Consider the following 15,071-nt stretch of genomic DNA (forward strand, 5'->3'; position numbering starts at 1 on the left):
ATTATGCACGAATCTGTTCATAATTCGTGTCTTTTTGCCCTTCTTTTTCGGCTATAATTCATATTGGAAAAGGGGGTATTATAATATGTCTGGTTTGAAAAAGTTTTCACTAATGTTCTTGTTATCGTTCTTTATGTTATTCGCGACAGTTTCTGTTACCACTCACGCCGCAGAAGGAGATAAGCTTAAGGTGGATTTTGTTAATAAGGTTGTGACTTTGCCACTACTTAAGCCTCAGGAAGGTATGCGAATAAACGATCTGATTGCCGGTAATACTGAACTGGGCAAATCTATTAAAGTGGATTATAAGGAAAATGGACTGGAAGGGACATGTACAGTTTATTTAGATCTTAGTGTGGGAAAAGACACAGAATATTTTTATGGAGAAAATGGAAATAAAATAGATACGCTTCAAGCAGGTCAGACTTATACCGGCAGAATCCAAATTATTGCTCAGACACGTAAATTAGATGAATGGGGCTACCCGGTTGGAGACTCTGAAATATGGGATCATTGTACACTTAAGTTCTGTGATCAGGATAACAGATTCCTTGTTTTTGATGCCAAGGAAATATATGAAAATGAGAATTATCAAATATTCTTCTATTTTACCTTCACTGTTCCTGATAACACAAGATCACCAATGTGTGAAGGGGCTTACACTATGGATCTCAGCGAAGAAAACTTTACCTTCATCAGCTCCGATCATTTTGCACCTATAGAAGGAGAACGTGTTGTTAATACACTTAATAATGTTGATAAGATCCGATTTGATAAAGAAACCACAGATATAAAGAACAGTCTGCCTATAAAGGTTGATTTAAATAATGATGGAAAATATGACGTCGGCATTACCAGGAAGAGTATAGGTCTTGAATTTAAAAAACTTGATACCTGTAGTTGCAAAGGCAGTGTAGAACTTAAGATAAACAGTCATGCAGCAAAAGACTATGACAATAAAGGAATGCAGTATTTTAATCCTTTGACCTTTGTTTTAAGCGTTGAAAAACCTGAAGAAAAACCTGCAGATGAACCCGTTGAAACGCCCAATAAGCAGGAAGAACAGAAGAAAGTTGAAGAGCCTGTAGCTGAAACAGAAGTTACCATAAACAATGCAACCTACAAGATTGATGGTGAAAATGCTACTGTTACAGCAGCAACCACTGCAGCAGGGAATTTCAGTGTTCCTGCAAATGTTACTATCGGTGGTAAGAGCTACGCTGTTACAAAGATAGCAAATAATGCCTTCAAGGGAAGTGCAATCAAGAGTATTACAATAGGCAGCAGCATAACTGAGATTGGCGATAATGCATTTTCGGGCTGCAAGAGTCTTACCAAGGCTACAATAGGTAAGAATGTGACTAAGATTGGCAAAAAAGCATTCTATAACTGCTCTAAGCTTAAGAAGGTTACCTTCAAAGGCAACAAGGTAAAGAAGGTTGGTTCCAAGGCCTTCAAGAAGATAAAGAAAGGGGCATCATTCAAGGTTCCGAAGAAAGTGCTTTCTTCTTACACCAAGCTTTTGAAGGGTAAGAGGGATTCAGGTTCCAAAATTAATTAAGTGAATTAGTTAGGAGGAAGGGTTATGTTAAGAAAATTGTCGTTGTATTTGTCATTAGTGTTTATGCTGCTATTTTGCACTGTGGGAATCAGGGCATATGCAGCAGATGATGGGGTGGTTATAGATGCAAATAGAAATGAAATTACAATGTCTCTTTATAAATTCAAGAGCGGGGAAATGCCTCAGTCCTATGTAGAGAGGGTGGTAAAGGGCACCACTGATACTACTGTAACATATACACCTTATAATGACAGGATTGAAGCCAGATGTGCGAAAAAGTCTGGAAAATTTACATATGTTGTGGATTTTGAATTCAGGTTTTATGAAGGTGCTACATATAACGAAAACAAGCAGATGGCGCCAACAAGAGTTTTTCAGAGTGGTAAAGCCTATAGCTGTAAGGTTACGGTGAGTGCTTTTACGGATAATGGAAAAAATAAAATGCCGTGGGTTAATATAACCATAATTCCACGAGAGGGAGAAGATTGTATAACTTTACCCATGTCGCCCATCGGTGTAAATAATGGTGAAAGCTTCAACTATAGTTATAAACTTGCAAAATCCAAGGATCAGGGCGAGTGTACTTTAGACTTAACTGTGGGTGATGTAGAGTATAAAAGCGATGAGGAAAAAGTAATCGCAGAGAGAATTGTAAATGCCTTAAATGCCGCAGCCGATGCAGGCAGGATAGGCTCACAAGTTAAAAAATATACTTCTTCCGGCAGTCAGGTTGTAGAGATGTCTTTCGATATGGATAGGGATAATAAGTATGATTTTACTGTAACAAAGTACGATAATTACTATGTATTCAGTGAACTTTATGCCCTTACTGATTCAACTGGTTGGACTTTGGAATTGACAGGGGACGAAAAGCAAGCTTTAGATGAGGCTGGAAGCGAGTATTATAGCACAGTATACATATATATGTATGAACTGTCATCATATAACATGGGTGAATTATCAATCGATTTTAATAAAGGTGATTTTTTATTTAATCTTAATAACGACACACAGTACGCTTATGCATTGTTTCTGTATGATACGCTCGTATTAGCATCAGATAGGGGAAATTATGGTTTACCTGAGCAGATTTCCTTTTCAGATCAGAAAGTTTCTGAAGGCAATTTGGTATTCTACAATTTAAATTCAAACGATGATAAGTATGATATCGCAGTTGCGATTAAGAATAATAAACTTATAATCAGTCAGCTTGATACCTGTGATTGTGGAGATGAATTTGCTCTTGAACTGAATGAAAAAGCAAAAAAATTTGCTGAAAATGATGGTGACGGATATTACACTCCTCTTAAATTCAAGTTTAAGAAGCAGGCTTCAGAAACTTCAGAGCAGAACAAACAGGAAGAATCTGCTAAGAAGCAGGAAGAAACCCAAAAGGTTGAGGATCCTGTAGCAGAGACAGAGGTTACATTAAACAACGCAACTTATAAGATTGATGGAGAAAATGCAACTCTTTCGAGAGCAAGTACTGCAACAGGTAACTTCAGTATCCCTGCTAATGTTACTATCGGTGGTAAGAGCTACGCTGTTACAAAGATAGCAAATAACGCCTTTAAGGGAAGTGCTATAAAGAGCCTTACAATAGGCAGCAGCATAACTGAGATTGGCGATAATGCATTTTCGGGCTGCAAGAGTCTTACCAAGGCTGCAATAGGTAAGAATGTGACTAAGATTGGCAAAAAAGCATTCTATAACTGCTCCAAGCTTAAGAAGGTTACCTTCAAAGGCAACAAGGTAAAGAAGGTTGGTTCCAAGGCATTTAAGAAGATTAAGAAGGGTGCATCCTTCAAGGCTCCGAAGAAAGTGCTTTCTTCTTACACCAAGCTCTTAAAGGGTAAGAGAGACAATGGTTCAAAGATTACCAAGTAATTAAAGACAATTAAAATGCTTAGTATATTCTCGTGACAATAGAAACTAAGTGATAAAAAGAGAGGGTATTTGCTTTAGATAATGAGCGAAGCCCTCTTTTTCTTTGAAATATATACTAAACTATATTTTTCTATGAAAAAGAAACGCTATCTGATATAATGTTATCCGATATTGTTTTTGACAGGAGGACATTTGATTTTGGAACACGAACATCGCAGCTCATTTTCAGGAAAAATTGGTTTTGTGCTCGCTGCTGCGGGAGCATCTGTAGGTTTGGGAAATATTTGGAGATTCCCTTATCTTTGTGCAAAATATGGCGGAGGAATTTTCCTTCTCGTATATATAGTTCTTGCACTTACTTTTGGTTACACAATGATCATCGCTGAGACAGCCATAGGACGCACTACGAAAAAGAGTCCTGTAAGTGCATTCAGATCCCTTGGCGGAACTAATGCAATGCGACTTGGCGGATGGATGAATGCTATAATCCCTATGCTGATCGTACCTTACTACTCGGTTATCGGCGGGTGGGTTTGCAAATACTTATTTGAGTACTTCAGAAGTGAAGCGAAGGACATTGCTACTGACACATTTTTTGTGGACTTTATCTCAAACGGTGCAGAAGCTGAGATTTGGTTTATTGTTTTCATGCTCATGGTTCTAATAGTTATTTTCATGGGTGTTAGAAACGGTATTGAGAGAGTATCAAAATTCATGATGCCTATACTTGTGGTATTGGCAATTGTTATCTGCGTGTATTCCGTTACACGTCCCGGAGCTCTTGAAGGCGTTAAGTACATGCTTGTACCTAACATGCAGAACTTCTCATGGATGACAGTGGTTTCTGCCATGGGACAGATGTTTTACTCACTTTCAATTGCCATGGGTATCCTTATTACCTTTGGTTCTTATGTAAAAGATGAGGTAAGCATTGAGGACTCAACAAGACAGGTGGAATTCTTCGATACTGCCATCGCTATACTTGCCAGCCTTATGATCATCCCTGCTGTATTTGCTTTTTCAGGTGGCGATCCGGAGACACTTAAGGCAGGCCCTTCACTTATGTTCATTACCATGCCTAAGATTTTTGCAAGCATGGGCTTTGGAAAATATATAGGAGTTCTTTTCTTTGCCCTTGTACTTTTTGCAGCTGTAACAAGTGCCATCGCTCTTACAGAGAGCTGCGTTTCTACTTTTTCCGATGAGTTTGGATGGAGCAGAAGAAAGGGCACAGTTGTAATGGCAGTTGTCATGATCATACTTGGAAGTCTTTCATCACTTGGAAACGGTCCTCTTGCTAATGTGACTATATTTGGTATGCAGTTCCTTGATTTCTTTGATTTCCTTACAAACTCTGTGATGATGCCTATTGCAGCATTTGCGACCTGTATTCTGGTTGTTTATCACATGGGACTTAGTAAGATTGATGAAGAGGTTATGCAGAATGGACATCCCTTCAGACGCAGAGCGATATTTGGATTTATGATCAAATACCTTTGTCCACTCTTCGTAATAATTATTCTGTTCAGTTCAGTTGCATCTGTTCTTGGACTTATAAGTTTTTGATTTGTTTATTGTTGCCACAGATAGTATAGTTAAACTGTCTGTGGCGTTTTTTATAGGAGATCAAAATGGAAATCACAACTCTTTGTTACATCGAGCATGAAGGAAAATATTTAATGCTTCATCGTGTTAAGAAAAAGAACGATATAAATGTGGGCAAGTGGATAGCCCCGGGAGGTCATCTTGAAAAGGGTGAGAGCCCTGATGACTGCGTAAAAAGAGAAGTCCTTGAAGAGACGGGACTGACTCTCAGATCAGCAAGGTTTAGAGCGATTGTGACCTTCTGTGCAGGAGATATCACAGAGTATATGTGCCTTTTTACATCGGATGATTTTGAGGGCACATTAAAGGATTGCGATGAGGGTACTCTTGATTGGGTTCCAATGGAGGATGTACGTAAGCTGAATCTCTGGGAAGGCGATCTGATATTTTTAAAGCTTATCAGTGACCCTGATCAGCCTTTCTTTTCTCTTAAGCTGACTTACGACGGTGATAAGCTGACGGGAGCCGAGCTTGACGGCGAATCAAATATTAATGTATAATTGTATATTGTGGATAAATATGTGATTTATTAAGAGAGTGATTTTTATTTTTGAGGAATTTTTTTAATGAAGAAATGTGTTAAAGGTTTATTATTTTCTCTGGCTTTTTCCCTGGGACTTGTGATTTCTCCCGCGGCGAAATTAAGCGCTGATGCGGAGGAATTAAGTGTTACAAATCCAACAGGGGACCTGCTTAAATTAGAGGCTACTAAAGAGCTTGAGATTGTAGTTACGGAGGATTCTAATGAGGGTGAGTTTTCCGTGTCACCTGCTCCTGCTACATTTAATGCTAAGGTCAATGTTTATGACTTCTATTATTATAATCAGTTAAATGAAGATGATAAGCTTTGCTATAAGGCATTTTATGAGGCATCCAAAGCTAACATGAATACAGTTCCTGATGGCACGTTGACAGGAACCATTCTAAAAGAGTATGGAAGACTTATTTATAGCGGTGAGAAGGCTCTTAGCTATGACTATACTTCTTTTACAAGGGCTCTGGAATATGACCACCCTGAAGAGCTTGAGGCAACACTTTTCAGACCAAGCATTTGTAAACTCACCACAAGAAACAGTGCTCAGCAGGTAGTTAAGTACGATTACTATCTTTATTTTACAGTAGAAAGATATTCAAGAGCTGAAGTTACCAAGATGGAGACTGAGCTTAAGGCAGCCCGCGACGTAATATATGCCAAGGCTAATCCTACCGGAGATGATTTTTCTAAGGAGCTTGCGCTTCATGATGCACTTTTAAATAATGTAGAGTACGACCACAATGTATCCGATAACAACCTTGGTTATCACTATGGCCATACTGCTTATGGAGCCCTGGTGGAAGGTGCTTCGGTTTGTGATGGCTACGCCAAGGCATTTAAGCTTCTTTTGCAGAAAGCAGGAATTGAGTCCTACGTCGTAGCAGGACTAGGTAACGGCGGCGGACATGCCTGGAACGTGGTTGACATCTGGGGTGATCTGTACGAAGTAGATGCCACATGGAATGATACGGAATCTTTTCAGGATCATCCATATTATTTCTATCTGACTCATGATTATTTTAACTGCACAACAGCAGATTTTAACAGCCATGACCATTCAGTTCCCGGATTTAAATCAAAGACCACCACTCACGTTACTCACAAGGATTATCTTGGATATCTTAAGGCGCCTGTGGCTAATGGAACGGAATTCAGCTACATAAATGCTAAGAAGGTATTTGATATAACCTTTGATAAGGTAAATGACTCAGCATATTATTACATTCCATACGACAGAACCCTGACCTATGAGGGCAAGCTTGTTATTATGCCCACATCGATGCGTCTTAGCGGTTATTCCTTTGATAACTGGTATACAAAAGCAGAGGGCGGCACAGTAGTAGATGAAACAACTGTATTTACCGGACCTGCTACTGTTTATGCACATTGGACATCGGGAAGTGGCAACAATACTTACACCGTATATTTAAAGTCTGCTACAGGTGATTCCTCCATAAGAGTAACCCGTGGCGGAAAATACGAGAATCTTCCGGAAAGCCTTACAAGAACAGGCTATGAATTTGGCGGATGGTTTACTGATGATAAATATACTACCGAGGTAACAGCAGATACCAAGGTTACATCCAACGTTTCACATAATCTATATGCCAAGTGGACAGCTGCAAGCTATAACGTTTCGTTTGATGCAAATGATGGAAGAGGTGTTATTTCTGAAGGCACAGTCACCTATAATGCAAAGTACAGTGATGTCTTTAGTAACGTGGAGGCTCCTGAAAGAGAAGGATACAGCTTTGATGGATGGTTCACCCAGGCAGATGCAGGAAGCCAGGTTACGACAAGAACAAAAGTGACTAATACTGCAGATCATACCCTGTATGCGCACTGGACTAAGCTTCCTGATCCTGAGCCCGAACCTGAACCGGAGCCTGAGCCACAGTCTCAGCCTGAACCACAGCCGCAGCCAGAACCTCAGCCTCAGCCGGCACCTGAAGATGATAAGAATAAGTCAGATGATCAGAGTCATAGCAGTGACCAGAGTAATCAGGAGCTGCAGGAGAAGGGACAGCAGGAGGATAAAGCTGCAGAGCTTCCCCCGGAAGGAAAGCTTACAGTTGGCGATAGCGATTTTAAGCTCTCAGAGGATGGCACAGCCAAGGTTACCAAGAATAACAATAAGAAGGTTAAGTCGGTAACAATAGGTGATGTCTCTTATGATGGTGAGAGCTATGCGGTAACTGAGATTCAAAAGAACGCCTACAAAAAATGCAAGAATCTTAAGACCGTAAAGATCAGTTCAAGCATTAAGAAGATCGGCGCAGGTGCCTTTAGTGGTTGTGAGAACCTTAAGAAGATAACTATTAACGGCAATAACTTAAAGAGCGTAGGCTCAAAGAGCTTTAGCGGAATAAGCAGCAAAGCCAAGATCACTGTTATCTGTAAGGATAAGAAGACCTACGACAGAGTAGTTAAGCTTATTAAGAAGGCAGGAGCTAAAAAAGCCACCTTCAAATTCAAGAAAGGATAAATAAAAGCCCTAAAAGCCGCGTGTTTTCGCAGAAAACAAAAAATCAAAAAAATTTTAAAACCGGTGCAACATTTTTCGATGCCCATCTGTATATAGAGTAGAACAGCAAAAATAAAGCTCTAAACGGAGGGAGAAAGTTATGAGTAGAAAAATGAGATTTGCACCGGTTATTTTATGTGGAACAGTTTTGACAGGAAGCCTTTATGGCTGCGGAAATGCATCTGACACCGCTGCTACAGAGAGCCCGGCTACAGCTTCTGAGACAACAACACAGAGCTATGATGGAAATGTCGATGAATATGCCTGCACAGAAGCAGAGCCTTCAGATTCCTATGTACCTGTAAACAGCTCCAAAAATATTTTTGGCAACAATAACGAGGAGACCTTTGTCTACGAAGATGCCGAGGAATGCGCAGATGTTTATGGCTGCTATCCTGATTATTTTTACACAGAGCCTAACACAGAATCCTATGACAAGCCTGAAGAGAACGGATACAACCTTGTAGCAACCAATCCTCTTTCAACCTTTGCGGCAGATGTTGATACAGCATCCTACACCAATATCCGCAGAATGATAGAAGACGGATACACACTTAATGAGATAGATACCCAGGCAGTAAGACCTGAGGAGTTCATCAACTACTTTTCATATAATCTGAATAACCCGGGAGCAGGCGAGAAGTTCGGTATCACAACCGAGATCTCAAAGTGTCCTTGGAACGAAGATCATGAGCTTATGTTTGTGGGCATGAAAACAAGAGAAATAGACCTTGAAGAAGCACCCATGAGTAACCTGGTATTCCTTATTGACGTATCAGGCTCCATGAGCGATGAGAACAAGCTTCCTCTTTTACAGAAGAGTTTCAAGGAACTGGTTGATAATCTTCCTGACAAAGGAACAATCTCAATCGTAACCTATTCAGGCTGCGAGAAGGTGGTTCTTTCAGGTGAGAGCATGTCCAATAAGAAAAAGCTCAAGAAGGCCATCGACAGCCTTGTAGCTGATGGCTGCACAAATGGTGAAGCAGGTATTCAGAAGGCTTATGAGATCGCTAAAGACAACTACATCGAGAATGGAATCAACAGAGTAATCCTTGCAACAGACGGTGACCTTAATGTAGGTATTTCAAGCCCTGCAGAACTTGAGCGTTTCATCGAAGGCAAAAAGGATGATGGTGTTTTCTTATCAGTTCTTGGCTTTGGCGATGGCAATTATAAGGATGACAGACTTGAGAAGCTGGCTGACTGCGGTAACGGTAACTATTCCTACATCGACAGCTTCTATGAGGGCAAAAAGGTTCTTGTAGATGAGATGGGATCAACACTTATAACAATTGCAAAGGATGTTAAGTACCAGGTAGAGTTCAATCCCGGAAGAGTAAATGCTTATAGACTTATCGGCTATGAAAACAGACTTATGGATGATGCTGATTTTAATGATGATACAAAGGATGGCGGCGAGATCGGAGCAGGCCACAGCGTAGTAGCTCTTTATGAGATCATCCCTGTAGGCAGCAAGAGTGAGATTTCGCTTAAGTACCAGAATGGAAAACAGAATGTTGATACATGTGCTACAGAGTTCAGCGACGAGTATGCAACAGTAAGTGTTCGCTACAAGGAGCCCGATGCTGATAAGTCCAAGCTTTTCTCTATCGTAGTAAACGACAGCGCTTACGACACAGAAGGCAGCGAGAACATCAGATTTGCCGGAATGGTAGCAGAGTTTGCAATGATCCTTGGTGACAGCGAGTTCAAGGGAACAGCAACCTATGATGACATCCTTGATAACTACAAGAAGCTCTCCACAAGAGATGAGTACAGGGATGAGTTCAACCAGCTGGTAAGAATGATGGCTAAAAGATCCTGATATATGATATGCGGAGCTCTGAATAACATTAAAGAATATGGTATACTATGCAGTGGAATTATACGGAAGGGCAGCTACGGGGAAAAGCTGCCTTTCCTTAGGGGAGACTTAACATGGGGACATGCGTACTGCATAGAAATGTCATATTTGAGATCATAGATGCCGCAAGCTACACACTGAAAATGGCAGCAGTTAATCTGAAAAAGAGGATAGGCCATATTCTTTTTATGGCAGAGGACTCTTTTGAAAGTACCAAAACCGACACCATTAGCAGTGAGGAAGCAGCGCAGAACGCCGGAAAATATCTTGATAAATACGGCAATGCGATTCTGAGGCTGGCATATTCATATCTTCACAACATGAGTGATGCTGAGGATATTCTTCAGGAAACCCTCATCAGATACATCAAAACCACACCTGCATTTGAAAATGAAAAGCACGAGAAGGCATGGCTCCTTACAGTAGCAGCCAATCTCAGTAAAAATAAGATTGATTATATTAATATCAGAAAAGCAGACGAGCTTTCAGAAGAGCTTGTAGCTGAGAATAAGGAAGACCTGGGCTTTATCTGGGATGCGGTAAAACAGCTCCCTGACAAATATAGGGAAGTAATTCATCTTTTTTACGAGGAGGGGTATCAGGCAAAAGATATAGCGAAGATTCTTAAAAGGAACGAGTCTACTGTCAGATCTGACCTGAACAGAGGCAGACAGCAGCTGAAAAATATTCTGAAGGAGGCGTACGATTTTGAGTAAGTATAATGAAATCATGGACCACATCGAAGTCTCAGACGAGATGCGAAGCCGAATCCTTAAGAATATTGAAGAGCAGGCGAAGGCAGCAGATCAGGGACCTATATTTAAGGATAGCAGTCAGGCGGAGCAGGATGCAGGAGATAAGAACTCCGGCGGCGATAAAAAGGAAAAGCCGGATGCTGCTAAGATCCTTAAGTTTGTTACGGGCTTTGCCACAAAGGCAGCAGTATTTGCATTGGTGGCAGCAGGCGCTTACGGCGTAATAAGGACCGTTGGACTTAAGAACACATCCACCATGGAGTCAGCCACATATCAGGAGGCAGCTACCGCAGAGGAAACAGAAACTGCAGCCTGGGAAGAAGAGGCGACATACGAGACGGAAAGTGCTGAATTGTCGGATGATGCAGCTTATGAAACAGAAGCTACTGAGGATAGCAGTGCGACATACGAGCCTTCCTTTGATATTTCAGAGTCAGAGGTTAATGGTGCCATGACAGGCGATGCCATGAATGAAGCTCCTATGGATGCAGGCAAAAAGTCACCTCTTGATTCTGTAAAAGACCTCTTTGACAGTGAGGATAAAGCGGATAATAATGACGAGGCCTCCTATGTCATAGAAGATGCGGAGGAAGAAGCTGCTGCAATTTCCCAGGATAGTGTAACTCTTCTCATGGTGGGAGATATTCTCCTTCATACACCTGTAGAGGAAGCAGCTAAAAACTCAAATGGCGACTACAACTTCGACTTTATTTTCGAGCATACTAAAGGCGAGATAAGTGCAGCCGATATCGCTATGGTTAACCAGGAAGTTATTATTGGCGGCGAGGAGCTTGGCGTTTCCGGATATCCTGCTTTTAATGCTCCATATGCCATAGGTGATGCTCTTGTAAATGCGGGCTTTGATGTAATCTGTCATGCCACAAACCATGCACTTGATAAGGGCAAAAAAGGAATCCTGAATACCACAAATTATTGGGAGGAAAATCATCCTGAGATAACAGTTGTCGGAATAAACGAAACTGAGGATGAGTATGAGGATATAGATATCATTGAAAAGAATGGTATCAGGATTGCGATTTTGAATTACACCTTTGGAACAAACGGCATATCAGCTCCCTCCGATATGCCCCATATAGTTGATACCCTTGATGAGAGCAAGGTTGTAGCAGATCTTAAGTACGCTGAAGATAATGCAGATTTCACAGTTGTATGTCCTCATTGGGGAACTGAGTATAACCTTGGAATAGATAAGAGCCAGAAGAAGTGGACGGATGTTTTCAGAGAAAATGGTGCTGACCTCGTTCTCGGAACCCATCCTCATGTAATAGAACCTATAGAATTTATTACAGATGACAGTGATGGAATCACCAATAATCACTGCGACGGAGATATGCTTGTTTACTACTCCCTTGGCAATTTTGTTAACTGGACATCGGGAACAGGAGATGGAACAGCAAACAGAATGCTTGGTGGAATGGCGGGTGTAACACTTTCAAGGGATGAAAATGGCGACATTGCTGTATCCGATTACTCAGTTCAGGCAGTTGTATGCCATGTTCAGAGCGGCCCTGAAAATGTAACGGTTTATCCACTTTCTGATTACACCGAAGATATGGCAGCAAGTAATGAGATTACAGCTCAGGATTCTGCATTCTCCAAAGAGTACCTTGTTAATCTGTGCAATGAGATATGGGGGGACATCTGGAAATGAATGTGAAAAAGAGTCTTTTTACAATTTATGTCGGTCTCATACTTGTACTGATAATATTGGGTATAGGGATTGGTGTTTTTGAACACACAAAGGCAAAAAGAAAAACTCAGGATGTGGCAGAGGTAGAAGTAGAGGAGCAGGAAAAGGATATCAGAGACAGCCTCGCGGTCAAGACAGAGGATATCATAAAGGGTGATTCACAGGGCGTTATTAAGGACGGAACAGCGGAGCAAAGAGAAGCTCCTGAGATTCAGAATCCATTTGTGGTTACTCCCAAAAAGGATATAGAAAAGCCCATTACTTTGGATGAAGATGTCACAGAGGAAGAAGAGCCGGAAGAGGACAAAACTGCTACTGATGAAGAAAATGCAGATGCTGCGGGAGCCGGTGAGTCTGATGGCGAAGCTGATAAGGCAGATGCTGATGCCAGCAAGGATGATACTTTAAATGCTGAAGCACCAGTGCAAAATGATAATGCAAATGAAGCTTCCGATGGCAATGAAGGTGAGAAGCCTCCAAAGGATGATGATATCGCTATGGGAGCTCAGGCAAGGACAGACGAACCTGAGATTTTGGAATTTGTTGATGCCTATCAGGAACAGTATCAGGTGGAAATTAATCCTGATATCAGGAAGCACGACTATATCCTTGACTGTTTTAAAGAAAACGGCAGATACATCAAATACGAAGGTGATAAAAGCTACAGATACCGCCTTGGAATTGATGTATCACATCACGACGGCGAGATAGATTTTGATGCCGTTAAGGAATCAGGGATTGATTTTGTAATCATCAGAGTTGGCTACAGAGGCTACGGTGAAGAAGGACATCTGAGGGAAGATAATAATTACAGACAGTATATAGAAGCAGCCCAGGATGCAGGCCTTGATGTGGGAGTTTACATTTTCTCACAGGCTATAAATACAGACGAAGCCAAAGAGGAAGCGCAGCTGGTGCTTGATGCCATAGAAGACTACGACATCGATCTGCCTGTTGTTTATGATCCCGAGAGCGTTCTTGATGCCAATGCAAGAACTGATTATGTATCAGCGGAGCAGTTTACTGAGAATACCCTTGCATTTTGCAAGATGATCGAGGATGCGGGATATAAGCCCATGATCTACTGCAATATGCTGTGGGAAGCCTACAAGCTTGATCTTAGCCAGCTTATGGACTATCCCATTTGGTATGCCGATTACGAGGAGAAACCTCAGACACCTTATTATTTCTCTTACTGGCAATATTCAAATACGGGAAAAGTGCCCGGTATATCCGGAATGGTGGATCTTGATATCCAGCTTATTCCTGCGGATTAAAGACAAAAAGATGGAGCAGATTCTTTTTAAGAGTCTGCTCCATTTTCTTAAAGTATCTGTTCCATTCCTACCTTGTAGGGCTTCATGCCAAGTGCTTCATAAAATTTCATTGCACTCTCATTGCAGTTCCACACATTTAAGGTTACGTTGTAATAGCCATTTTCTTTTGCCCAGGAAAGGACATATTCGTATAGGCTTTTTCCTACGTGCTGACCTCTGGCATTTTCATCAACACACAGATCATCGATATACAGCGTCTTGACATCCGTAAGGAGCTGATCGTTTATATGCTGCTGGTGGACGCAGAAGGCATAGCCCAGCATTACGTCGTTATCATCTGTTGCCGCAAAAATTGGTCTTGTATCATCCTTAAGAATCTCTTTAAGCTCATCATCATTATATTTATTGGCCTTTTTGAAAAGATCAGGTCTTCCGATGTGATGAACCAAATTGACCTGTCTTAGTAATTCATGCATCTGAGGTATGTCTTTTTCTGTGGCTTTTCTGAAATTCATGGCAAACTCTCCCGAAAGTAATGTTTTTGGTACACACAATCTTGTGATTTTCAAAGAATCAAAGCAAGATTTAGTGGTTTGTGATATAGTAATTTTGTATGGAAACTTAAAAATCATTATTATGAGTATATATGAAAAAAGAGAATGAATAAAGTAAATTACGCTAAAGAGCTTGAAAAGAAAATAGATGAATTTCAAAAAGATGGCAGGATACCGAGTCTTCTTTTGCATGCCTGCTGTGCACCCTGCTCGTCCTATTGTCTTGAGTATCTCAGGCAGTTTTTTGATATTACGGTATTTTACTATAATCCCAATATCATGAATGAGCCTGAATACAGAAAGCGTGTAGAGGAGGAGAAGCGCCTTATTGCTGAGTATAACAGGCAGGTGGAAACAGGGAATTTTGAGGGTATGAATTCCGATGCTTCCGCAAGGAAGATTGATATTATTGAAGGCGATTATGTGGTAAAGGATTTCCTTGATGCTGTTAAAGGCTTAGAGAGCTGCCCCGAAGGCGGAGATCGTTGTACCAAATGCTTTGAGCTTAGACTTGAAGAAAGTGCCAAAGTAGCAGCGGATAAGGGGTTTGATTTTTTTACAACAACACTTACAATATCGCCTCTTAAGGATGCCGACAGGCTAAACAGAATCGGTAATGAGATGGCGCAGAAATATAATACACATTTTTTGCCATCTGATTTTAAGAAAAAAGAAGGATATAAAAGATCCATAGAACTGTCTCATAAGTTTGACTTATACAGGCAGGATTTTTGCGGCTGCGAGTTTTCAAGATTGCAGCGACTTGCAGAAAAGAAAGACTAATTGTTTTTGGGA

Annotated in this window: 11 protein-coding genes; 10 read left to right on the plus strand and 1 reads right to left on the minus strand. The window is 40.9% G+C overall.

The annotated features are described in order from the left end of the window. Nucleotides 1-85 precede the first annotated feature (85 nt). From G603_RS0101215 to G603_RS22725, 9 genes are all read left to right on the plus strand, one after another. Nucleotides 86-1,561, plus strand: coding sequence for a leucine-rich repeat domain-containing protein (locus tag G603_RS0101215; RefSeq protein WP_026669062.1), 1,476 nt, complete (start codon nucleotides 86-88; stop codon nucleotides 1,559-1,561). A gap of 24 nt (nucleotides 1,562-1,585) precedes the next feature. Beyond that, nucleotides 1,586-3,448, plus strand: a complete 1,863-nt coding sequence (locus tag G603_RS0101220; protein ID WP_081669778.1) for a leucine-rich repeat domain-containing protein — start codon at nucleotides 1,586-1,588, stop codon at nucleotides 3,446-3,448. 195 nt (nucleotides 3,449-3,643) lie between these two features. Further along, the gene (locus G603_RS0101225) at nucleotides 3,644-5,014 is read left to right on the plus strand and encodes a sodium-dependent transporter (RefSeq protein ID WP_026669064.1); all 1,371 of its coding nucleotides are present in this window, start codon (nucleotides 3,644-3,646) and stop codon (nucleotides 5,012-5,014) included. A gap of 65 nt (nucleotides 5,015-5,079) precedes the next feature. After that, entirely contained in the window at nucleotides 5,080-5,553 is a 474-nt protein-coding gene (locus G603_RS0101230) for an NUDIX hydrolase (RefSeq protein ID WP_035791536.1), read from the plus strand. A 66-nt stretch (nucleotides 5,554-5,619) separates the two neighbouring features. Continuing rightward, nucleotides 5,620-8,073, plus strand: coding sequence for an InlB B-repeat-containing protein (locus tag G603_RS0101235; RefSeq protein ID WP_026669066.1), 2,454 nt, complete (start codon nucleotides 5,620-5,622; stop codon nucleotides 8,071-8,073). A gap of 139 nt (nucleotides 8,074-8,212) precedes the next feature. Further along, nucleotides 8,213-9,940 (plus strand): vWA domain-containing protein, encoded by a 1,728-nt coding sequence (locus G603_RS0101240; protein WP_026669067.1) that lies wholly within the window; start codon nucleotides 8,213-8,215, stop codon nucleotides 9,938-9,940. Nucleotides 9,941-10,053: 113 nt separating this feature from the next. Then, on the plus strand, nucleotides 10,054-10,695 hold the full coding sequence (locus G603_RS0101245; protein ID WP_242834817.1) for an RNA polymerase sigma factor: 642 nt from the start codon (nucleotides 10,054-10,056) through the stop codon (nucleotides 10,693-10,695). Continuing rightward, nucleotides 10,688-12,406 carry a CapA family protein gene (locus G603_RS18790; RefSeq protein ID WP_051207326.1) on the plus strand — a complete coding sequence of 573 codons (1,719 nt, stop codon included), beginning with the start codon at nucleotides 10,688-10,690 and terminating at the stop codon, nucleotides 12,404-12,406. The genes G603_RS0101245 and G603_RS18790 overlap by 8 nt, the downstream gene beginning before the upstream one ends. After that, on the plus strand, nucleotides 12,403-13,722 hold the full coding sequence (locus G603_RS22725; protein ID WP_051207328.1) for a glycoside hydrolase family 25 protein: 1,320 nt from the start codon (nucleotides 12,403-12,405) through the stop codon (nucleotides 13,720-13,722). The genes G603_RS18790 and G603_RS22725 overlap by 4 nt, the downstream gene beginning before the upstream one ends. A gap of 47 nt (nucleotides 13,723-13,769) precedes the next feature. On the opposite strand, the gene G603_RS0101260 is transcribed toward G603_RS22725, so the two are convergent. Beyond that, nucleotides 13,770-14,237, minus strand: a complete 468-nt coding sequence (locus tag G603_RS0101260) for a GNAT family N-acetyltransferase (protein WP_026525461.1) — start codon at nucleotides 14,235-14,237, stop codon at nucleotides 13,770-13,772. 144 nt (nucleotides 14,238-14,381) lie between these two features. Between G603_RS0101260 and G603_RS0101270 the strand changes: the two genes are divergently transcribed. Continuing rightward, nucleotides 14,382-15,059 carry an epoxyqueuosine reductase QueH gene (locus tag G603_RS0101270; protein WP_026669069.1) on the plus strand — a complete coding sequence of 226 codons (678 nt, stop codon included), beginning with the start codon at nucleotides 14,382-14,384 and terminating at the stop codon, nucleotides 15,057-15,059. The last annotated feature ends 12 nt before the right edge of the window (nucleotides 15,060-15,071 follow it).

Origin of the sequence: Butyrivibrio sp. AE3006, from assembly GCF_000424165.1 — a bacterium.
GTDB lineage: Bacteria > Bacillota > Clostridia > Lachnospirales > Lachnospiraceae > Butyrivibrio.